The organism is Amycolatopsis sp. NPDC004079 (assembly GCF_040610415.1).
GTDB lineage: Bacteria > Actinomycetota > Actinomycetes > Mycobacteriales > Pseudonocardiaceae > Amycolatopsis > Amycolatopsis halotolerans.
On the sequence record NZ_JBEXMH010000001.1, the window covers coordinates 1 to 20,100 of the forward strand.

General features: G+C 70.7%; 17 protein-coding genes. 10 read left to right on the forward strand and 7 right to left on the reverse strand.

Features of this window, described 5'->3' with window-relative positions; all coding sequences use genetic code 11:
- The first annotated feature begins 110 nt into the window (after positions 1-110).
- The 9 genes from ABZX37_RS00005 (at position 111) to ABZX37_RS00045 (ending at position 8,591) form a co-directional block, all read left to right on the forward strand.
- Positions 111-1,703 (forward strand): ABC transporter substrate-binding protein, encoded by a 1,593-nt coding sequence (locus tag ABZX37_RS00005; RefSeq protein WP_354734739.1) that lies wholly within the window; start codon positions 111-113, stop codon positions 1,701-1,703.
- On the forward strand, positions 1,700-2,656 hold the full coding sequence (locus ABZX37_RS00010) for an ABC transporter permease (RefSeq protein WP_354734740.1): 957 nt from the start codon (positions 1,700-1,702) through the stop codon (positions 2,654-2,656). Before ABZX37_RS00005 ends, ABZX37_RS00010 begins: the two co-directional genes overlap by 4 nt.
- The gene (locus tag ABZX37_RS00015; protein ID WP_354734741.1) at positions 2,653-3,546 is read left to right on the forward strand and encodes an ABC transporter permease; all 894 of its coding nucleotides are present in this window, start codon (positions 2,653-2,655) and stop codon (positions 3,544-3,546) included. The genes ABZX37_RS00010 and ABZX37_RS00015 overlap by 4 nt, the downstream gene beginning before the upstream one ends.
- A complete protein-coding gene (locus ABZX37_RS00020; protein WP_354734742.1) occupies positions 3,543-5,108 on the forward strand; it encodes an ABC transporter ATP-binding protein in 1,566 nt (521 codons plus the stop codon). The genes ABZX37_RS00015 and ABZX37_RS00020 overlap by 4 nt, the downstream gene beginning before the upstream one ends.
- Positions 5,109-5,118: 10 nt before the next feature.
- Positions 5,119-6,219 carry a serine hydrolase domain-containing protein gene (locus tag ABZX37_RS00025; protein WP_354734743.1) on the forward strand — a complete coding sequence of 367 codons (1,101 nt, stop codon included), beginning with the start codon at positions 5,119-5,121 and terminating at the stop codon, positions 6,217-6,219.
- A 15-nt stretch (positions 6,220-6,234) separates the two neighbouring features.
- Positions 6,235-7,140, forward strand: a complete 906-nt coding sequence (locus tag ABZX37_RS00030) for a cobalamin-binding protein (protein ID WP_354734744.1) — start codon at positions 6,235-6,237, stop codon at positions 7,138-7,140.
- Positions 7,141-7,281: 141 nt separating this feature from the next.
- A complete protein-coding gene (locus ABZX37_RS00035; protein WP_354734745.1) occupies positions 7,282-7,881 on the forward strand; it encodes a hypothetical protein in 600 nt (199 codons plus the stop codon).
- The gene (locus tag ABZX37_RS00040) at positions 7,878-8,081 is read left to right on the forward strand and encodes a DUF6186 family protein (RefSeq protein ID WP_344275539.1); all 204 of its coding nucleotides are present in this window, start codon (positions 7,878-7,880) and stop codon (positions 8,079-8,081) included. The genes ABZX37_RS00035 and ABZX37_RS00040 overlap by 4 nt, the downstream gene beginning before the upstream one ends.
- A gap of 30 nt (positions 8,082-8,111) precedes the next feature.
- On the forward strand, positions 8,112-8,591 hold the full coding sequence (locus tag ABZX37_RS00045; RefSeq protein WP_354734746.1) for an SRPBCC family protein: 480 nt from the start codon (positions 8,112-8,114) through the stop codon (positions 8,589-8,591).
- On the opposite strand, the gene ABZX37_RS00050 is transcribed toward ABZX37_RS00045, so the two are convergent.
- From ABZX37_RS00050 to ABZX37_RS00075, 6 genes are all read right to left on the reverse strand, one after another.
- Positions 8,588-9,364 (reverse strand): NmrA family NAD(P)-binding protein, encoded by a 777-nt coding sequence (locus tag ABZX37_RS00050; RefSeq protein WP_354734747.1) that lies wholly within the window; start codon positions 9,362-9,364, stop codon positions 8,588-8,590. The two genes, ABZX37_RS00045 and ABZX37_RS00050, sit on opposite strands and share 4 nt — an antisense overlap.
- A 77-nt stretch (positions 9,365-9,441) precedes the next feature.
- Positions 9,442-9,792: a hypothetical protein gene (locus tag ABZX37_RS00055; RefSeq protein ID WP_354734748.1), complete on the reverse strand. Its 351-nt coding sequence runs from the start codon at positions 9,790-9,792 to the stop codon at positions 9,442-9,444.
- A 77-nt stretch (positions 9,793-9,869) separates the two neighbouring features.
- Positions 9,870-10,811, reverse strand: coding sequence for a non-homologous end-joining DNA ligase (gene ligD / locus ABZX37_RS00060; protein ID WP_354734749.1), 942 nt, complete (start codon positions 10,809-10,811; stop codon positions 9,870-9,872).
- A 33-nt stretch (positions 10,812-10,844) separates the two neighbouring features.
- A complete protein-coding gene (locus ABZX37_RS00065) occupies positions 10,845-12,392 on the reverse strand; it encodes a hypothetical protein (protein ID WP_354735134.1) in 1,548 nt (515 codons plus the stop codon).
- A 154-nt stretch (positions 12,393-12,546) separates the two neighbouring features.
- Positions 12,547-14,586, reverse strand: coding sequence for an MDR family MFS transporter (locus ABZX37_RS00070; protein ID WP_354734750.1), 2,040 nt, complete (start codon positions 14,584-14,586; stop codon positions 12,547-12,549).
- A gap of 173 nt (positions 14,587-14,759) precedes the next feature.
- The gene (locus tag ABZX37_RS00075; RefSeq protein WP_354734751.1) at positions 14,760-17,738 is read right to left on the reverse strand and encodes an arabinosyltransferase domain-containing protein; all 2,979 of its coding nucleotides are present in this window, start codon (positions 17,736-17,738) and stop codon (positions 14,760-14,762) included.
- A 414-nt stretch (positions 17,739-18,152) separates the two neighbouring features.
- Between ABZX37_RS00075 and ABZX37_RS00080 the strand changes: the two genes are divergently transcribed.
- On the forward strand, positions 18,153-19,544 hold the full coding sequence (locus ABZX37_RS00080) for an amino acid permease (protein ID WP_354734752.1): 1,392 nt from the start codon (positions 18,153-18,155) through the stop codon (positions 19,542-19,544).
- A gap of 85 nt (positions 19,545-19,629) precedes the next feature.
- Here the strand turns inward: ABZX37_RS00080 and ABZX37_RS00085 are convergent, their stop codons facing one another.
- Positions 19,630-20,091 carry a nuclear transport factor 2 family protein gene (locus ABZX37_RS00085; protein WP_354734753.1) on the reverse strand — a complete coding sequence of 154 codons (462 nt, stop codon included), beginning with the start codon at positions 20,089-20,091 and terminating at the stop codon, positions 19,630-19,632.
- Positions 20,092-20,100 lie beyond the last annotated feature (9 nt).

Genomic DNA, 20,100 nt, shown 5'->3' on the forward strand with positions numbered 1-20,100 from the left:
CGCCCGGGGGGCGCCCCTCCCCATCACCCCCCCCCCCCCCTGGTTGTGGTTTCGCACATGCCTGGTCTACCCGCCTTCCCCCACACACGACACCCGCTCGAAAGTCACCCATGGAAGCCCGATGTAAACCGACCAACGTTTCCCGCCGCCGATTCCTCACCGCCACGCTCGCCGGCGCGGCGCTCGCCGGCACCGCTCCCCTGCTCGCCGCCTGCGGCTCCACCGTCGCCGCGGCCGTCCCCTCCGGGCCGCCCCGCCGAGGCGGCGCCCTCCGCGTCGGCGTCACCGGCGGCGGCGCGTCCGACACGCTCGACCCGCACATCCCCGCCACGAACCCGGACATCGCGCGGGTGCTCAACCTCTACGAGCCGCTCCTGCTGCGCGATCACGACTACCGGCTCCAGATGCTGGTCGCCGAATCGCTGAAGTCCTCGCCGGACGCGCGCACCTGGACCGCCGTTCTCCGCTCCGGCATCCGCTTCCACGACGGCCGCCCGGTGACCCCGTCCGACGTCGTCGCGACCTTCCGCCGGATCACCGACCCGAAGGACCCGAAGAGCGGCGCGGCCGGGCTGACCATGCTCGGCGAGGTCGTCGCCACCGGCGACCGCACCGTCGAATTCCGCCTCACCTCCCCGAATTCCGGCTTCGACGACCTGCTCGGCCAATACAGCCTGGGCATCGTCCCCGCCGACTTCGACGTCAAGCGGCCGATCGGCACCGGACCGTTCAAAGCCGACACGTTCACCGCGGGCCTGCAGAGCACCTTCGTGCGCAACGAGCACTACTGGCGGCCGGGCGAGCCATATCTGGACCGGTTGTCGCTCATCAACTTCTCCGACGACGACGCCCGGATCAACGCTCTCCTCTCGTCCCAAGTGGACGCCATCGACCAGGTCCCCGTCGCGCTCGTGGACGTGCTCCGCAGCGACCCGCGCGTCCAGGTGCTGCGGTCGGAAACCGGGACCTGGCTGCCGTTCACCATGCGGGTCGACCGCCCGCCGTTCAACGACGTCCGCGTGCGCCAGGCGCTGCGCCTGGTGGTCGACCGCGAGCAGATGATCAACCAGGTGCTCAGCGGGCAGGGCCGGGTCGGCAACGACCTGTACGCGCCCTTCGACCCCGCGTACAACCGGCAACTGCCGCAGCGCAAGCAGAACATCGCCGAGGCGAAACGCCTGCTCGCCGAAGCGGGCAAGCCGAACCTCGACATCGAACTGGTCACCGCGCCGATCCAGGCCGGCGCGGTCGAGGCCGCGCAGGTGTTCCAGCAGCAGGCCAAGGCGGCGGGCGTGAACGTGCGGATCCGGAAGATCGACACCACCACGTTCTACGGCGAGAACTACCTGTCCTGGGATTTCGCACAGGACTTCTGGTACACGCGCAACTACCTGCCGCAGGTCGCGTCCGGTTCGCTGCCGAAAGCGCCGTACAACGAAACCCATTGGAACGACCCGGAATTCACCGACCTCGTCACGCGGGCGAGCGCCACGGTCGACCCGAAGGCGCGGGCAGATCTGCTCCGCCGGGCACAGCGGATCGAGTACGAACGCGGCGGCCTGATCGTCTGGGGGTTCGTCGACCAGGTCGACGCCTATCAGTCCTATGTGGCCGGTTTCGTGCCGGACCGCACCGGGATTTCGCTGTCGGGCTACCAGTTCCGGCAGGTCTGGCTCGGCACGGCGGAAGGCGGCGCGGCATGACCAGGCTGATCCTCAAACGGCTTCTCGTGAGCCTTGTGGTGCTGTGGCTGGTCACACTGCTGGTGTTCGTGGCGACGCTGCTGCTGCCGGGCGATCCGGCGCGGGCCATCCTCGGCCAGCAGGCGACTCCGGAGCGGATCGCCGCGCTGCAGCACGCGCTGCACCTCGACGAACCGGTCTGGCAGCGCTATCTCTCCTGGCTCGGCGGCCTGTTCACCGGCGATCTCGGCACCTCGACGTCGACCCAGGGCCCGGTCACGACGCTGCTGGCGGACCGGGTGTCGGCCTCGCTGGTGCTGCTCGTGCTCGCCGCGGTGATCGCCACGCCGCTCGGGCTGGCACTCGGCACGTGGAGCGCGATGCGCCGCGGCCGCGCCAGCGACCAGGTGGTGTCCGGCATCAGCCTGGTGATCGCCGCGCTGCCGGAGTTCGTCATCGGCGTGGCGCTCATCGTCCTCTTCGCGACCACAGTGTTCCGCTTCCTGCCCTCGGTCACGCTCACGCCGCCAGGCGAAGCGGTCTGGGCGCAACCGAGTCAGCTCGTTCTCCCAGTGCTGACTCTCGTGTTGGTCGTGACGCCGTACATCACGCGGATGATGCGCGCGACGATGAACGAAGTCCTCGACTCCGGCTACGTGGAAATGGCGCGGCTCAAGGGCATGCGCGAGCGGACGGTGCTGCTGCGGCACGCCTTGCCGCACGCGGTCGGCCCGGTCGCGCAGGTCGTCGCGATCCAGCTGGCGTGGCTGGCCGGCGGCGTCGTGGTGGTCGAGTTCCTGTTCCGCTACCCCGGCATCGGCCAGGCGCTGATCGACGCGGTCGGCAAGCGCGACGTCGCCGTGGTCCAGGCGGTGACGCTGCTGATCGCCGCGGTCTACATCGTGGTGAACCTGCTGGCCGACGTGATCGGCATCCTCGCCGATCCCAAGCTCCGGACGGAGGCAGTGCGATGACCGCGGTCGAAGAAGAACAGGTGGTCCCCGCCGTCCCGGAAACGCCGCGCGCGGCCGGGCTGATCCGCACCGCCTGGGCGTTCCCGCAGGCCAAGGTCGGCACCGTACTGGCCGGGGTCGTCGTCCTCGTGGCATTGGCCGGCCCCTGGCTCGGGCCGGTGATCACCGGCCACACCACCACGGACTTCGCCGGAAAGCCGTTCAAACCGGACGGACTGATGGGCACCGACGGCCTCGGCCGCGACGTCCTCACGCGCTTCCTCGCGGGCGGCACCACGCTGCTGCTGTACGCCGTCCTCGCCACCGCGCTCGGCATCGTGCTCGGCGCGCTGCTCGGCATGATCGCCGGATACGGCGGCGGCTGGCTGGACGGCCTGCTGATGCGCGGCAACGACGTGCTGCTGTCGTTCCCGCAGCTGGTCATCGCGTTGCTGGCGATCGCGGTGATCGGTCCGAAGGGCTGGCTGCTGGTGCTGGTCATCGGGCTGACGCACGCGCCGCGGACCGCGCGGGTCGCCCGGCAGGCCACCGTCTCGGTGCGCAACCACGACTACATCCGCGCCGCCGAGATGTACGCCGTCCCGCGCAGCCGGATCCTGCTGCGCGAGATCCTGCCGAACATCACCGGCCCGCTCATGGTGGAGCTGGGCCTGCGGCTGACCTATTCGATCGGCTACATCGCCTCGCTGTCGTTCCTCGGGCTCGGCATCCAGCCGCCGGCCGCGGACTGGGGCCTGATGATCAACGAGAACCGGATCGCGCTCGTCGTGCAGCCGTGGGGCGTGCTGCTCCCGGTGGTCGCGATCGCGGTGCTGGCCGTCGGCACGAACCTCGTCGCCGACTCGCTCGCCTCGGCCGCGGCCGGGCGGACCCGGGAGGGACGGGCATGACGACCGCTTTGGAGGTGACCGGACTGGCCGTGCGCACCGCCGCGGGCCGTCCGGTGTTGCATTCGGTCTCCTACGAGATCGCGCCCGGCGAGGTCCTCGCGCTCGTCGGGGAATCCGGCTCCGGCAAGACGACCGCCGGGTTGGCCGCGCTCGGCCATTTCCGGCGCGGGCTGGTGTCCGGCGGCGGCAAGGTGGTGCTGCATCCGCGCGACGGCGAACCCGTCGACGTGCTGACGCTCGACAACGCCGCGCGCCGCCAGTTGCGGGGCAGCGCCGTCGCGTACATCCCGCAGGACCCGGCGCTGTCGCTGAACCCGGCGCTGCGGGTCGGGCGGCAGATCGCCGAAGTGCTGGAAACGCACGGGTATCCGGGGCTCGCCGAAGACCGGGTGGCTGAGGTGCTCGCCGAGGTCGGGCTGCCGTCCGACGAGGCCTACCAGCGGCGATACCCGCATCAGCTGTCCGGCGGGCAGCAGCAGCGGGTCGGCATCGCGATGGCTTTCGCCTGCCGCCCGAGCGTCGTCGTGCTGGACGAGCCGACCACCGGCCTGGACGTGAAGACCCAGGCGCTGGTGCTGGAAACCGTCCGGCAGCTGACGTCCGAGCACGGTGTCGCGGCGCTCTACATCACGCACGACCTCGCCGTCGTCGCGCAGCTCGCGGACCGCGTTGCCGTGATGTACCAAGGAAACCTGGTCGAATGCGGCGTCGCCGATGAGGTGTTGCGGCGGCCGAAGCACGCTTACACCAAGCGGCTCCTTGCGGCGGTGCCAGACCTCAGCGCCGAACCCGCCGCTGCTCCCCCGCCGGACGACGCCGTGCTGGCCGCACGCGACATCCGGATGTCTTATGGGCAGCAAAAGGTCCTGCGCGGCATCGACCTCGCCGTGACCCGCGGCGAAAGCGTGATGCTGCTGGGCGAATCCGGCTCCGGGAAAACCACGCTGTCGCAATGCATCGCCGGGCTGAACCGCGGCTTCACCGGGACCGTCGCGCTCGAAGGCACCCCGCTGGCCCCGGCTGCCCGGCAGCGCAGCACGGATGAGCTCCGGCGGATCCAGTACGTCTTCCAGAGCCCGTTCTCGTCGCTGAACCCGCGCAAGACGATCGCGCAGTCGATCGAGGTTCCGTTGGTGCGCTTGACTTCCCTCTCGCGCAGTGAACGCCGGAAGCGCGTCGCCGAGACCTTGGACCGGGTCCGCCTGCGGCAAGACCTCGCGAACCGGCTGCCCGACCAGCTCAGCGGCGGCGAACGGCAACGCGCCGCGATCGCCCGCGCGCTCGTGACCACGCCGGACGTCCTCGTGTGCGACGAGGTCACGTCGGCGCTGGACGTGTCCGTGCAGGCCACCATCGTGGAACTCCTCGGCGAACTGCGCCGGGAACTCGGCATGGCGATGCTGTTCGTGACGCACAACATCGCCCTCGCCCCGGAGGTGGCGGACCGGATCGCGGTCCTGCGCGGCGGCGAGATCGTCGAGGAGGGCACCGTCGAATCGGTGCTGAACTCCCCGTCGCACGAGTACACCAGCGAACTTCTCGCTACGACGCCAAGGCTGTGAGGAGCCGATCATGACTGTGCACGGAGCGGTGAAGCCCGGTTACGAGGGCGTGCGGGAAGCGTTCGGCGACATCGTCGAAGGGACCACCGGCGGAGCTGCGTTCAGCGTGTTCCGCGACGGCGCGCCGGTGGTCGAGCTGTGGGGCGGCTCGGCGGCGGACGGCGTGCCGTGGACCGAGGACACCCGCGCCGTGCTGTTCAGCGGCACCAAAGGCGTGGTCGCGACCGTCCTGGCGATCCTGACCGCGCAGGGGAAGCTCGACCCGGACGAATGCGTCGCCCGCTACTGGCCGGAGTTCGCCGCGGCGGGCAAGGAGGAGGTGCCGGTCTCGCAGGTCCTCTCGCACACCGTCGGCCTGCCCTACGTCGAGCCCGACCTGCCCATGCTCGACAACGCGGTGAACGCCAACGCCCTCGCCGCCCAGCGTCCATTGTGGACTCCCGGGACGAAGGTCGCCTACCACGCGCTCACCTACGGCTACCTCGCCACCGAGCTGGCCCGGCGCGTCACCGGCGAGGACCTGGGCACCCTCGTCCGCGACCTCCTCGCCGAGCCGCACGGCCTCGACCTGCGGCTCGGCACCCCGCCGGCCGTCCCGGTCGCGACCCTGCGGCGCGCGCCCGGCTACCGGATCAGCACGTTCCTCCAGGACGAGGAACGCCGCCGGATCGTCGAGCGGATGTACCGCGGCCTGCTCGACTCCGGCGACTCCATGAACTCGCCGGAGTACCGCGGCGCGACGCTGGCGGCAGGCGGCGCAGTCGGCACCGCGACCGCCATGGCCCGTCTCTACGACCTGCTGCGCTCCGGCAAGCTCGTCCCGGACGGCATCCTTGCTCAGGCCACCCGCACCTGGTCCGAAGGAATCGACGCGATCAACGACCGCCCGCTGCGCTTCGGCCTCGGCTTCGAACTGGCCGACCCGATCGGCACCTACGGCCCCGCCGACGCCGATCCCGCCGCCTTCGGCCATTCCGGTGCCGGCGGCGGCCGCCACGGCGCGTGGCCGGCCCGGGGTCTGTCGTTCTCCTTCGTGACGAACGAACTCCAGGCCGAAGACGTCGACCACCGGGCATCCTCGCTGCTGGCGGCGCTGCACCAGGCCGCCTGACCTACCGTAGGACGCATGCGGATCGTGTCCCTGCTGCCCGCCGCCACCGACCTGGTCGCCGTCCTCGGCAAGGCGGGCGACCTAGTCGGCCGCACCCACGAATGCGACTGGCCCGCCGAGGTCGCGTCCGTGCCTGTGGTGACCGCCGCGGACCTCGACTCCGACGCCCTGACCAGCCGCGAGATCTCCACCGCCGTCGGCGCTTCCCACCAAGGATCGTCGCTCTACTCCGTCGATCTGGAGCAATTGGCCGCCCTCGCGCCAGACCTCGTGCTCACGCAGGACCTGTGCGAGGTCTGCGCGGTGTCCTACACCCGCGTCGCGGCGGCGGTACGGATGCTCGACGCCGGACCGCGCGTGCTCAGCCTCGAACCGCGCACCCTGGACGAAGTCCTCGACTGCCTGACCACCCTCGGCGACGCACTGGACGTCCCGGACGTGGCCGCTGCCCGCGCGGCCGAACTCCGCTCGCGGCTCGCCGCTGTGCGGGCCCGGGTCGCCGGACTCCCCCGGCCGCGGGTGGTCGCGCTGGAATGGCTCGACCCGCTCTGGCCCGCCGGGCACTGGGTTCCCGAGCAGATCACCGCTGCGGGCGGCACACCGCTGCTCGCCGAACCGGGCGAGCACACCAAGCCGATGACGTGGGACGCCGTGGTCGCCGCCCGCCCGGACGTCCTGCTCGTCCTCCCCTGCGGTTTCTCCCCGGACCGCACTGAGGCCGAACTGGACGTCCTCACCTCCCGCCCAGGCTGGGCCGACCTGCCCGCCGTCCGTAACGACCGGGTCTGGCTCCTCGACGGGCCGGCGTACTTCAACCGCCCCGGCCCACGAGTAGTGCGCGGCGCGGAAATCCTCGCGACAGTGCTCCACGGCCTCCCTGCTGATCCGCCCGTCAGCGCGGACGAAGCCCGCCCGATCTGACCCTCTCGTCCGCTGCGTCTCGCGGAACTCGCGTCCGGCTTCACCCCGCACATCCGGCCCTTCCCCCGAAAAGATCGCCCGTCCGGGAAGCCCGCCGCCCCCTTTCGTGTTGTCCTCCAAGCAGGACCGGCACGAAATGGGGTGCGTCGCTTGAGCTCATCCGAACGGCACGCGGCGGACTACCCGGCGCACCGGCTGGCAGTCGATCTCCCGATCGCCGCCCTCCTCATCGCGTCCCTCGCCCACTGGATCCGCGGAGCCCCCGCCGACGGCGTCATCTTCTTCGCCGCCGCGATCCTCCTGCTCTTCACCAAACGCCACAGTACGGCCGACGCCCTCCTCGCACCGGCCACTCGGCTCCCCGGCACCTCGCTGATCGCCGCTGTCGCGCTGGTAGCACTGGTCTTCGGCCGCCAGACCGTCCCGATGTTCCTGGCCGTCGCCGCGATCGGCATCGGCGCGCTGGTCGTCGAATGGCGGGACCCCTCGCTCCCACCGCAACCGGTCCCGCGCCGTGGCTGGTTGTGGGTCGCGCTGGCGGTGTCCTGGTGCCTCTGGGAACTCGTCTCCTTCATCTACGAACAAGCCGCGGGCGGGCTCTCGCTCACGCACCCGACGATGAGCGACCTCGTCGACCCGATGCTCGACAACCGCGTCGTGCAGGCTCTCGCGCTCGGCGTCTGGGTCGCCGCCGGGCTGGCGATGCTGCGCGCGGCCGCCGCGGCGAGGAGAACGGCATGAGCAGCAGGCTGATCACCGAAATCGGCTTCGGCGCGATCGTGGCCGCCGCCATCCTGCTGTGGCTGGGCAGCCATCTGTTCCCGAAGAAAATCCCACCGCTGACCCGCGTGCTCTCCGCGCTGATGCGCAAGCGGTCGACCCGGATCGCGCTCGTGCTGGCCTGGTGGTGGGTCGGCTGGCACTTCTTCGTGCAGAGCTAATCATCGATTATTTCTGCTATAGTCGATGACATGACCAGCACCGAACGCCTCGAGGTCTCGCGGCTCGTCCCCGCCCCCGCCAGCGCCGTCTTCGCGGTCCTCGCCGACCCGCGGGGCCACGTCGACATCGACGCCTCCGGAATGCTCATGGACGCCGAAGGCGAACCGGTCACCCAGGCCGGGGACCGGTTCGTGGTCCACATGGACCGGGAAGCGCTCGGCGACCGGCCCATCGGCAAGTACGACGTCGAGGTCGTCATCACGAAGCTCGTCCCGGACGAGGAGATCGCCTGGACCGTCGAGGGCAGCCTCCGCCCGCACGTCCGCCACATCTACGGCTACCGGCTCGAACCCGCCGACGGCGGCACCCGCGTCACGTCCTATTACGACTGGTCGGAGCTCTCCGAGGAGTGGAAGGAGCGCCTCACGTTCCCGGTCGTCCCCGAGTCCGCGCTCAAGGCGACCCTCGGCATTCTGGAGCGCACCGTCCGCCGCCGCGCCGCCGGCTAGCGGTACCGCAGCGCGGTCGGCTTGCCCTGCTCCGCCAGATACTGCTCAAAGGTGACCACGCCGTCGGCATGGTTCGGCGCCAGATTCGCGCCAGTCGCGTACCCCCGGCCGATCCGTCCCGGCACCGGCACCGAAACGAGCCGTTTGTCCTTCCCGGACGCGGCGAGCAGGGCACGCGCCAGATCCGCCGTCGTCCGCACCTCCGGTCCGCCGAAATCCGCGACGCGGCCTTGCGGCTCGCCCTGCGCCAGCGCGACCAGCCGGGCCGCGACGTCGCGCACGTCGACGGGCTGGAACCGGAATTTCGGCACCGGGACGACGGGCAGCCGCGCGGCACCGGCGAGGATCGTGCGCACCAGCGAGTGGAACTGCGTCGCCCGCAGGATCGTGTGCGGCATCCCGGAATCCGCGATCGCCTTCTCGGCGGCCAGTTTCGCCTGGTAGTAGCCCATCGGGATCTTGTCGACGCCGACGATCGAGACATACACCAGATGCGGCGCCTGCCCGCTCCACCGCGCGGCCTCCACGAGCGCGCGGACCGTCTCGACCTCGCGGCGGTAGTCCGTCGCGCAATGGATCACGGTGCCGACCCCGGCGACCGCGACATCGATGCCCCGCCCATCGCGCAGGTCGCCGGCCGTCCACTCGACGCCCTCGCTGGACCGCCGTCGCCGGCTCAGCGCCCGCACCGGCGCCTCCGCGGCCCGGAGCCGTTCCACGACCACCCGGCCCAGTTGTCCGGTCCCGCCGGTGACGAGGATCTGCTCGGCCACGTGGTCCTCCCGCTGCCGCACCGCCCGGGCTCAGCCGGCTCTCGCCCGCCATCCTGGCATGCCGGGCGCCGCGGGGGTCAAAACTTCGAGCGCCACCGCACAGTCGGCTCGTCCGTGCTGTCCCGGCGCGGCGCGTCTTTCCGCAACAGCACCGACAGCCGTCCGTACGCGGTGATCAGCTCCGACGTCGCCTCGTTGATCCGGCTCGCCCGGACGTGGTCGAACGCCTGCCGCAGCGCGGCCAGCGCGGCCGGTTCCGCGGTCGAGAGCAGGCCCGCGGCTTCGGAAACGGTCTCGGCGAGCCCGTCCAGCATGGCTTTCGTTTCCGGCCGACCGGGCGCGACAGTCAGCACCGGCGACAGCACGCGCAACTGGTGGTGCAGGCGATAAAGCACGGCGAGCGGATCGTTGTGCCCGGCACTGTCCATCGTGCTGTCCTCCGCTCCGTCCCCGGGGAGACTCGGCGGGTGCTCCCCCATGACGCCAGGCGCCCGAATGACTTCGTTCAGGAGTCCTCCGCCTCCAACCCGTCCCGGTCGGCCCACTCCAGCAACGGCTCGAGCGAATACGCGACGTCGTCAATGCCCGCGTGCAGGTCGCCGAGTTCGGCGAACCGGGCGGGCACGGTCGCGATCGTGCAGGCGCGCGGGTCGACGTCGTCGACCTCGTCCCAGCGGATCGGCGTGGACACCAGCGCCTCCGGCACGCCGCGCACCGAGTAGGCGCTGGCGATCGTGTGGTCCCGGGCGTTCTGGTTGTAGTCCACGAACAGCTTCTTCGGGTCGCGGTCCTTGCGCCACCAGGTGGTGGTGACGTCGTCCGGAGCCCGCCGCTCGACCTCGCGGGCGAACGCGAGCGCCGCCCGGCGGACGTCCGCGAACCCCCAGCGCGGTTCGATCCGGACATAGATGTGCATCCCGCTGCCGCCGGACGTCTTCGGCCAGCCGCGGATGTTCAGCTCGGCGAGGATTTCCTCAGCGACGTGCGCGACCCGGCGCACCGTGTCGAACCCGCATTCCGGCATCGGGTCGAGGTCGATCCGCCATTCGTCCGGCCGTTCGGTGTCCGCGCGCCGGGAGTTCCAGGGATGAAACTCCACAGTGGACATCTGCACCGCCCACGCCACGTGCGCCAGCTCGGTCACGCACAGCTCGTCCGCGTGCCGGTGATAGCGCGGGAACTGCACCCGCACCGTCTCCAGCCACGGCGGCGCGCCGTTCGGCACCCGCTTCTGGTGCACCTTCTCCCCGGCCACCCCGGACGGGAACCGGTGCAGCATGCACGGCCGCTCCCGCAGCGCGCGCACGATCCCGTCGCCGACCGACAGGTAGTAGCGGACGAGATCGAGCTTCGTCTCGCCGCGCGCCGGGAAGTAGACCCGGTCCGGGTTGGACACCCGGACCGTCCGGTCCCCCACCTCGACCTCGACGGCCTCGCCCTTCGCCATGGAACCGACCGTATCCGGAAATCGGCCGGTGCGTCAGCGGTCGAACGGCACGAGGGTGAAATGCCCGACGCCCTTGGCCGCGGAATAGACCGTCCACTGGTCCGGACCGTTGCCCGGGCCCTTGTCGTAGAGCAGCCGGTAGTCCGGCTTGCGCAGCGGCAGCCGGTGGAACCAGTGGTAGTTGATCCGGAGGATCGTCTTGCTGAAGAAGCCGTCCTCGGCGAGCCGCTTGTTCACGATCTTCGTGACCTGGCTGCGGTCGGAGAACACGTCGAGGATCTGGCAGTCGCAGTAGTAGGCCAGCGTGCCGATCTCCCCCGGCCCGGCCACTGACTTGCCTTGCAGCCGCGTGCCGAGTTCCTTGCCGACCCGCGCGTAGTCGGTCGAACTCGCCCAGTTGCCGAAAATGACCGGCGACTGCCAGGGCACGCCCTGCGCGAGGTCCACGCCCACGTTGGCGAGCGCGACCGCGCCGCCGAGCCCGAGCGCGACGAGCGGCGGGACGCGGTTCAGCTTCGGCCGCTTCTTCGTCTCGGCGTGCCAGACGCCGATCATCAGGACCGCGAACGAAGCCGTGCTGACGATCGGGGTGACGTAGTACCAGTGGTACGGGCCGACGCCGAGCGTCGAGTAGACGATGTAGTAGACAACGCCGCCCGCGCCGAGCGCGACGACCGGGGCCAGCTGCGGGAAGTCGTCCCAGCGGCGCGCGAAGCGCAGGGCCAGCCAGCCGAGCAGCACGGTCACGCCGACGAGCGCCGAGGCGAAGGCGACCATCACGGTGAACGGCAGGTACAGGAAGTACATCATCGGACCGCTGAAGTAGCCCCAGGCGCCGAAGAGGCCTTCCTGGTCCTGCTTGATCACCAGTGTGTCCGGGATGAAGGAGCCGAGGGCGAACCAGCTCGTGAGGAACCACGGCGCGGACACCACGATCGCGGCGGCCACGGCGGTCCAGAACTTCTTCCGGATCGCCGCGGTGGAGAAGGCGATCACCAGGACGAACACGACCAGGTCGAGGCGGGTCAGCACGGTCAGCGCGGCGACCGCGCCGAACAGCACCGGCCGCTTCTCCAGCGCGGCCACGACGAGCCACAGCAGGACGGTCGGGACGAGCAGCACCTCGAGGCCGGTGGCCGACAGCAGGAACGGGTTGGCGATCACCAGCAGCAGGCCCAGCACGCCGACCCACGGCGACAGGCCGAAGCGGCGGGTCAGCCGTGCCCACGCCCAGCCGATCGCGGCGCTGCTCAGCACGGTGAGCGCGCCCAGCGCCACCACCGTGTGCGCGGAGCCGCTGATCCGGGTGACGAAGGTCAGGAACCCGAGCAGCAGAACGTCGAGCGGCGACGTCGCGGAGTTCGCGACCGAGCCGGGAACGAGCGCCCATTCCCCGTGCAACGCGAGATTCTTCGCATACGACAGGGTGATGTACCCGTCGTCGGTGAGGCTCCCGCGCACGAGCAGGAACGAGAGCAGGCCGAGCACCGCGGCGGCCAGCGGCAGCCACGCGGCGAGGCGGGACCGGACGGGAACGCGCGCGCTTTCCGCGCTGTTCGAGTCGTCCGAAGTCGTGAGCACAGATTCATCCACCGACATGATCCCGGAACAGTAGAGGGTGTCTGACAGGCAGATGCTAACGGGCTGTCCGAAACGTCGGCGCCGCCGCACCCGCCGCGCCGGCGGTACCGGTTTCGCAACGGTTTCCCGCCGCGCGGCCGAATTTCTCGCGGTTTCACGCCAGTGCGTGCCGTCCGCCGGCGCGGTCCGCTCCCTGGTCGAGGATCCGGGTCGCCACGCGGGTGATCGCGGCGTCCAGTTCGGACCGGTCGCCCGCGCCCCAGTCGCCGAGGCGTTCGGCGATCCAGTCGTGCCACGCGCGGACGAGCTTGTCCCATTCGCGGGTGCCGGATTCGGTGAGCGACCAGCTGTCCCGCGCGTAGTCGAGGTGCCCGGTCAGTTCCAGCCGCGCGAACGCCGGCTCGAGCACCTGCGCCGGGACGCCGTGGTCCTCGCCAATCGCTTCGAGCGTCGCCGGCCGACCGGCGCGCTGCCGGAGCCGGACCTGCAGAACGCACCACAGGCCGCCGACGTCCAGTTCCGAACCCGCCCGCGCGACGATCGCGGGCGCGGCTTTGCGGCGTTCCCGGAAGAACAAAGTCGCGATCGCCCGTTCGAGTTCCCGGTCGGGTTCGTGCGCTTCGGGCATCGCGAATCCGTCGCCGAGGTCCGGCGCGGCGGCGCGGGCGGTGTCCCGCAACGGCATTTCCTTGAGAAAGAATGCGAGGACGAAAGCGACCAGCCCGACCGGCGCGGCATAAAGGAACACGACGTGCAGCGAATCCGCGTACGCGCTGATCACCGGTTCCGAAATGGTCGCGGGCAAATGGTGCAACGCCAGCGGAACCTGGACGGCTTTCGGGTCGACGCCCGGCGGCAGCGGATGTCCGGCGAGCGCCTTGGCCAGATTCGGGCCGAGCTGATTCGCGTAAATGGTGCCGAAAATGGCCGCGCCGAACGAACTGCCGATCGAACGCAGGAAGGTCACGCCGGACGTCGCGACGCCGAGATCCTTGTAGTCCACCGTGTTCTGCACCGCGATGGTCAGCACCTGCATTCCGAGCCCGATCCCGAGGCCGAGCACCGCCATGTAGAGCGCGGATTCCCAGAACCCGGTGTGCGGGCCGAGCCGCGACAGCAGGTACAGCCCGACCGTCATCACCGCGGACCCGACGAGCGGATAGATCTTGTACTTCCCGGTCCGGCTGACCAGCGTGCCGGACAGGATCGACGCGACCAGCAGCGCGAGCACCATCGGCAGCAGCCGCACGCCGGACGTCGTCGCCGAGACGCCCTGGACGTACTGCATGTAGGTCGGCAGGTAGGACAGCGCGCCGAGCATCGCGAACCCGACGACGAAGCTCATGATCCCGGCGACGGTGAACACCGGGTTCCGGAACAGCCGCATCGGCAGCATCGGCTCCGGCGCGCGCAGTTCGACCGCGACGAACGCGCCCAGCAGCACCACCGAGCCCGCCGCCATGCCGATGATCACCGGCGAACCCCACGCGTACGTCGTCCCGCCCCAGCTCGTGACGAGCGTCAGCCCGGTCGCGGCGAGACCGATCAGCAGGATGCCGAGGTAGTCGATCACCGGCTTGACCGCGGCGCGCACGCTCGGCATCGCCGACGCGGCCACCGCGAGCACCACCACGGCGAGCGGGATGTTGACGTAGAACGCCCAGCGCCACGACAGGTGGTCGACGAACAGCCCGCCCAGCATCGGCCCGGCGACGGTGACGACGCCGAACACCGAGCCGAGCGCGCCCTGGTACTTGCCGCGTTCGCGCAGCGGGACGACGTCGGCGATCAGCGCGGTCGAGGTGACCATCAGCCCGCCGCCGCCGAGGCCCTGCACCGCCCGCCAGATGATCAGCCAGGTCATGCTGTCGGCGAACCCGCAGAAGAACGAGCCCACGCCGAAGACGATCACCGACAGCTGGAACATCAGCTTGCGGCCGAAGAGGTCGCCCAGCTTGCCGACGACGACCGTCATGATCGTCTCGGCCAGCAGGTACGCGGTGACGACCCAGGACAGGTGCCCGGCCCCGCCGAGGTCGCCGACGATGGTGGGCAGCGCGGTCCCGACGATGGTCTGGTCCAGCGCGGCGAGCAGCATGCCGAGCACCACCGCGCCGAACACCGCGTGGATCTTGCGCCGGGACAGCGCCGCCGGCACCGGTTCCTCCCGGGTCTCCTCCGCCGTGGCCGTCATCGGCTCCTCCTCGCGCGCCCGCGCCGGGCCGCTCCCGGCGCGTCCACGTAAGCACCTCGGTCCACGGCGGAATAGCCGCCCGGCCGCGTTGTCGCCCGTTCCGGTGACCGCGGCGGACCTGTTTCCGGAAGCCGCCGGGTCCCGCCTGACCCGGCGCGCGCTTCAAGACCGGCCTACCCGCCGCCTCGGGTCGGGTCGAGCACGGGCGGCTGTTTCGCCAGCCCGGACGTCGGCCGGGTGCCGTGTTCGACGGTCAGTCCCCGCATCGCGACCGGGTAGTCGAACCGGTACACCGCGACCGGCTCGCGCAGTTTGTCGCCGCGCAGGTACGTCGGGACTTCGGTCGCCTTCGCGTCGGCGAACAACGGCACGTACGGCCCGCCGGCGTCCGCGGAGTAGGCAACGCTGGCCAACGACTGCGCGTCCGGACCGGGGGCGAACCGGTACCGGACCGGCTGCACGATGCCGTCCGCCATCGAGGCCGGGGTCCGGCACGGCACGACGAAAGCATTGGTCCAGTCCAACGTCACCGGCTCGCTCGGGGGGATCTCCTTCGTCAGCGGCGCCAGTCGCGGAATCCGGGGCGCGGTGACCGCGACCCAGCCGGACGGACCGGGGTCCGCGTCCCGCGCGACGACCCGGACGCGTTGCGCCCCCGGCGCCTGCCAGCGGGGATCGAACCGCGCGTCGCTCCACTTCCCGCTGCCGTCCCCGGTGGCCTTCACCGCCGCGAGCACGGTCCCGTCCGCTTTCGCGAACTCCGCCGACACCTGCACTTTCCCTTGCCCGGCATGGGAAATCACGACCGGAGCCGCATTCTTCGCCCCGACGTCGGCGGGCAGGTCGTACCACCCGGTGGTGAGCGTGCCGGTCCCGGACGGCGACCGGTAGGAACTCCACGCCGGGTGCGCCGGGTCAGTGCCGTACGGGGCCCGCGGCGCCGAGTCCGGCGGGAACGACGCGTTCATCGCGAACCCTTCCGCCTCGGCCGGGGCGGACTGCCGGAGCGCCCCGGCGCCGACGTCCGGCTCGACGTCCAGCCAGTCCTCGACGCCGCAGGAGTTCCCGGCGCTGCCAGCACTCGGCGCGAGACCGAGCGAAGCCAGGTTCGACCGACCGACGGAGTAGGTGTCCCACCGCAGTTTCACCGCTTGCGCCTGCCCGACTAACTCGACCGCGACCGTCGCGGCGGCCACCGCGACGATCGCCCAGCCGGACCTCGGCAGCCAGCGCGGCGCGCGCCCCGCCTCCGGCCGCCGCTTCGCTCTCAGCCAGGCCCCGGCGAGCACGCCGCCGAGTGCGACGGTCAGCCCGGCCCAGAGGACCAGATCCGCCAGCCGCACGCCTTTCACCGAGGGAACGGAGTCGCTCCAGCGGACGTCGTAGCCGGACTGCATCCACCACCGGTCCGGCGCGGACCAGGCCAGCCACGTCGTCGCCGCGGCCAAGCCCAGCGCCGCTGCCCGTGCCCACACCGAGGACAGCGCTCCGCGCGCGACGGTGTGCACCAGCATCGCGGTCACCAGCGTGCCGAATCCGGCCAGCGCACCGAAGTGGTGCGTCCACTTCGTCGGCGTGAACGCGAGCACGACGAGACACAGGACGCTGACGACGACCATGCGGCGAGCAGCCCCGCCGGCCAGTCCCGGAGCACGGCGCCGGATCAGCAGCACGGCCGTCAGCGCCATCGCCAGGAACATCAGCAGCACCGGCACCCGGCGGTTCAGCGCACCCTCGACCACCGACGGGTCGAGCAGGGTCGTGTAGCGGGTGATTTCGCTCTGCCACGGGAGATCCGGGCCGATCTGCTGACGGACGACGGTCGACTGCAGGACGGCGGTCAGCGGCTGGCCGTAGAACGCCGTCAGCAATGCGCTGCCCGCGGCTCCGGCGACGACCGCGATCGCGCCGAGCACCCGGAGGCCGGCACGCCCGCGCATCAACCGGACAAGCGGGCGCACTGCGGCGATGAACGGCAGGAATGCCGCGACTCCGAGCGGGTTTGTCGTCGCGGTGGCACCGGCGACGACGAGCCCGACCGCGACCGGCGTCACCGCACCGGTCGCCACGGCACGCTCGACCAGTGCGAACACCGCCAGCGAGCCGAACACGATCCACGGTTCCGGCCGCAGCCCGACGTCGAAGGCCAGGTACCAGGCCAGGAACAGCGCCGCGGCCGCCCAGCGGGTCCACCGGCCCGGCCGGTCGACCAGGCGCGGCAGCACCAGCCGGTCGATCAGGAACCAGGACGCCAGCCCCAGCAGCACCGAGGGCAGCCGCATCCACACCATGGCCGGCGAGACGCGGCCGAGCAGCGCGTACAGCTCGTAGTACCAGCCCCACGGCGCTTCCGGCGCGTTGAACCAGCGGAAGTAATTGCCGGTGAACCCGCTCGTTTCCCGAGCGCGCAGCATCGTCGAGATGTATCCGTCGTCCACGGTGAGCGCACCGATGACGGACCAGACTCCGAGCACCCCGGTCACGACGACGTCCGACGGCCGCGGCGCCCACGCCCGTCGGGGGAACAGCCGGACCCTTCGCGCGGCGCGCCGGTCGCGCCGGATCAGCAGCACGATCATGCCGAGCAGCGCGAGCAACGAGACCACGCCGAGCGCGACCTTCAGCACGCTTGGCGAGCTGACCCATCGGGTGTCGGGTTCGACCTGCGCGGACACCGTGCCCGGGCGCTCGGTGTACAGGCCGGTGACGGCTGGCCTGCTCGCAGTCCTCGCGGTGCCGACGGTAGTGCCCTGACCGTCCGAGTGCACGGTCAGCCGGCAGTCGCCGCCCGACGGCCGGCGGAGCAGTTCGGCGCCGCCGAGTTCGGCTCTGACCGTGCCGTCGACCGCCCGGATCTCCAGCCCGCCACCGAGAGGCTCGGCGCCTTGTTTGCCTCCCGGCGGGGTGGTCGCCAGCACCAGCCCGTTCGGGTCGGCGCAGCGGACGGTCGCGTCCATTCTGGCCGGGTGGTACGGATACGACGGCAGCGCGGTGTCCTGCGCGCCGTCCCAGCGGTAGGTCGTTGTCTCAGTGTTCACCGGCGCCACGGTGAACAGCACCGCGGCCAGTGCGGAGATGAGCCCGAGGCCGATGATGAGCCAGCGACCGCCGGGTTGTCCGCGTGCGGTGGCGTCGGAATCTGGGGGCGGCATCGCGCGGAGTTTAGTGTTCCGGGGTTTCCCCGCCGTGAAGCGGCGCCGACGGCGACCACGTTGCCGAGCGAGTTTCAGGTTCGGGCGGCTGGAGAGCGCTCGGCCCCGCCGCGCACCGGCTCCGTCCGTCCACTGTGGAACGGCCGCCCGCCGTCGGCATCGCCCGTACCGGCCGCCTCCGCGCCCTGGCGGACGTTCCGCTCCCGCCGATACCCTGGATACCCCCGGCGGCTGCCCGAAAGTCTCCGCGCGCACCGTCCATCGTGGACATCCGCGCAGCTCCGGCGCGATTTCCGGAAGTCAAACGGGTCCTGCCCGATTTACCCGGTTCCTCCACGGTGATCTGGAGCACACCTTAAGTCCAGCCTAGGTGTGCTGCGTCACGCCGCCCGGTACCGCTAGCGTCTCGCAACCATGGAATCCACAGTGGTCGCCAAAGAGGGCGACAACTACACGAAAGCACTGGGCAATCGCCAGGTGCAGATGATCGCGATCGGCGGGGCGATCGGGGTCGGGCTCTTCCTCGGCGCGGGCGGGCGGCTCCACGAAGCGGGACCGTCGCTGGTCCTTTCCTACGCGCTGTGCGGCATCGCGGCCTACTTCGTGATGCGGGCGCTCGGCGAACTCGTCATGCACCGGCCCAGCTCCGGCAGTTTCGTCACCTACGCCCGCGAGTTCATCGGGCCGTGGGCCGGGTTCGTCTCCGGCTGGATGTACTGGCTGAACTGGGCGATGACCGGGATCGCCGAGATCACCGCGGTCGCGATCTACGTGCACAAGTGGCTGCCGGACGTGCCGCAGTGGATCACCGCGCTGGTCGCGCTCGGCGTGCTGATGGCGGTCAACCTGCTGAGCGTGAAGCTGTTCGGGGAACTGGAGTTCTGGTTCTCCGTCGTGAAGGTCCTCGCGATCGTCGTCTTCCTGGTGACCGCGCTCGGGCTCGTGTTCACCGGCGCGAACATCGGCGGCACCACCGCCGGCGTGCACAACCTGACCGACCACGGCGGGTTCTTCCCGGCGGGCGTCGGCATCGCGCTGATGACGCTGCAGGCGGTCGTGTTCGCCTACTCCGCGATCGAGGTCGTCGGCATCGCGGCCGGCGAGACCAAGGACGCGCGCAAGGTTCTCCCGAAGGCGATCAACGGCGTCGTCTGGCGGATCGGCGTCTTCTACGTGGGTTCGGTGCTGCTGCTGGCGATGCTGATGCCGTGGCCGTTCTACAACGGCGGCGAAAGCCCGTTCGTCACGGTCTTCTCGCGGCTGGGCATCGGCGGCATCGGCGACGTGATGAACGCCGTCGTCCTCACCGCCGCGCTCTCCTCGTGCAACTCGGGCCTGTACTCCACCGGCCGCATCCTCCGCGCGCTCGCCGACGAGGGCGAGGCGCCGAAGTTCGTCGGCAAGATGAACTCGCGGCACGTGCCCTACGGCGGAATTCTCTTCACCTCGGTGGCCTACGTGCTCGGCGTGGTGCTGAACTACATCGTGCCGTCGAAGGCCTTCGACATCGCCACCGCGATCGCCTCGCTCGGCGTCGTCGCGACGTGGGCGACCCTGGTGTTCTCGCAGATGCGCATGCGCCAGGCGGCGTTGCGCGGCGAACTCGAGCGGCCGAGCTACCGCATGCCCGGCGCGCCGTACACCGGCTGGGCCACGCTCGGATTCCTCGTACTGGTCGTGGTGCTGATGGGATTCTCCGACGGAGCCGAGAAGATCGCGTTCTACTCGATCCCGGCGATCGTCGTGGTGCTCGCGCTCGGCTGGCGCATCGTGTCCCGCAAACGGCAGGCGCGCACCGGCGCCTGAGCACAGCCCGCGTTCCCCCATCCCCGCGAACGCGGCACCGGCCCGGCCGCTCCTCCGATACCGTCGGAAGAGCGGCCGGGTTGTTTCACCACAGCGGGAAATCGACCCCGTGTTCCGCTTCCGGCCGCGGCCCGAAGACGCGCCGCTCGGCCTCGTCGATGCGCCGGTCGTTGATCGACGCCTCGCGCCGGCTCATCAGGCCGTTCTCGGCGAACTCCCACAGTTCGTTGCCGTAGCTGCGCCACCATTGCCCATCCGCGTCGCGGCTCTCGTACTGGAACCGGACAGCGATGCGGTTCTCGCGGAATCCCCAAAGTCCCTTGCGCAGCGCGTAATCCTGCTCGCGCTCCCACTTCGCGGTGAGGAATTCGACGATCGCGGCGCGGCCGACCACGTGCGCGTCGCGGTTGCGCCACACGGAATCCGGCGTATACGCAAGCGAGACCTTCTCCGGATCCCGGGTGTTCCACGCGTCCTCGGCGGCCTGGACCTTCTTCAGCGCGGTGGACAGGTCGAACGGCGGGAACGGGGGCCGCGATTCGGTCATGACAGGGGT

Excerpts from the sequence above, each read along its gene's own strand:
- ABZX37_RS00005 (WP_354734739.1), top strand. The coding sequence starts at position 111 with ATGGAAGCCCGATGTAAACCGACCAACGTTTCCCGCCGCCGATTCCTC.
- ABZX37_RS00070 (WP_354734750.1), bottom strand. The coding sequence starts at position 14,586 with ATGACGGCCACGGCGGAGGAGACCCGGGAGGAACCGGTGCCGGCGGCG.
- ABZX37_RS00030 (WP_354734744.1), top strand. The coding sequence starts at position 6,235 with ATGCGGATCGTGTCCCTGCTGCCCGCCGCCACCGACCTGGTCGCCGTC.
- ABZX37_RS00055 (WP_354734748.1), bottom strand. The coding sequence starts at position 9,792 with ATGGACAGTGCCGGGCACAACGATCCGCTCGCCGTGCTTTATCGCCTG.
- ABZX37_RS00085 (WP_354734753.1), bottom strand. The coding sequence starts at position 20,091 with ATGACCGAATCGCGGCCCCCGTTCCCGCCGTTCGACCTGTCCACCGCG.
- ABZX37_RS00045 (WP_354734746.1), top strand. The coding sequence starts at position 8,112 with ATGACCAGCACCGAACGCCTCGAGGTCTCGCGGCTCGTCCCCGCCCCC.
- ABZX37_RS00040 (WP_344275539.1), top strand. The coding sequence starts at position 7,878 with ATGAGCAGCAGGCTGATCACCGAAATCGGCTTCGGCGCGATCGTGGCC.
- ABZX37_RS00080 (WP_354734752.1), top strand. The coding sequence starts at position 18,153 with ATGGAATCCACAGTGGTCGCCAAAGAGGGCGACAACTACACGAAAGCA.
- ABZX37_RS00015 (WP_354734741.1), top strand. The coding sequence starts at position 2,653 with ATGACCGCGGTCGAAGAAGAACAGGTGGTCCCCGCCGTCCCGGAAACG.
- ABZX37_RS00075 (WP_354734751.1), bottom strand. The coding sequence starts at position 17,738 with ATGCCGCCCCCAGATTCCGACGCCACCGCACGCGGACAACCCGGCGGT.
- ABZX37_RS00020 (WP_354734742.1), top strand. The coding sequence starts at position 3,543 with ATGACGACCGCTTTGGAGGTGACCGGACTGGCCGTGCGCACCGCCGCG.
- ligD (WP_354734749.1), bottom strand. The coding sequence starts at position 10,811 with ATGGCGAAGGGCGAGGCCGTCGAGGTCGAGGTGGGGGACCGGACGGTC.
- ABZX37_RS00010 (WP_354734740.1), top strand. The coding sequence starts at position 1,700 with ATGACCAGGCTGATCCTCAAACGGCTTCTCGTGAGCCTTGTGGTGCTG.
- ABZX37_RS00025 (WP_354734743.1), top strand. The coding sequence starts at position 5,119 with ATGACTGTGCACGGAGCGGTGAAGCCCGGTTACGAGGGCGTGCGGGAA.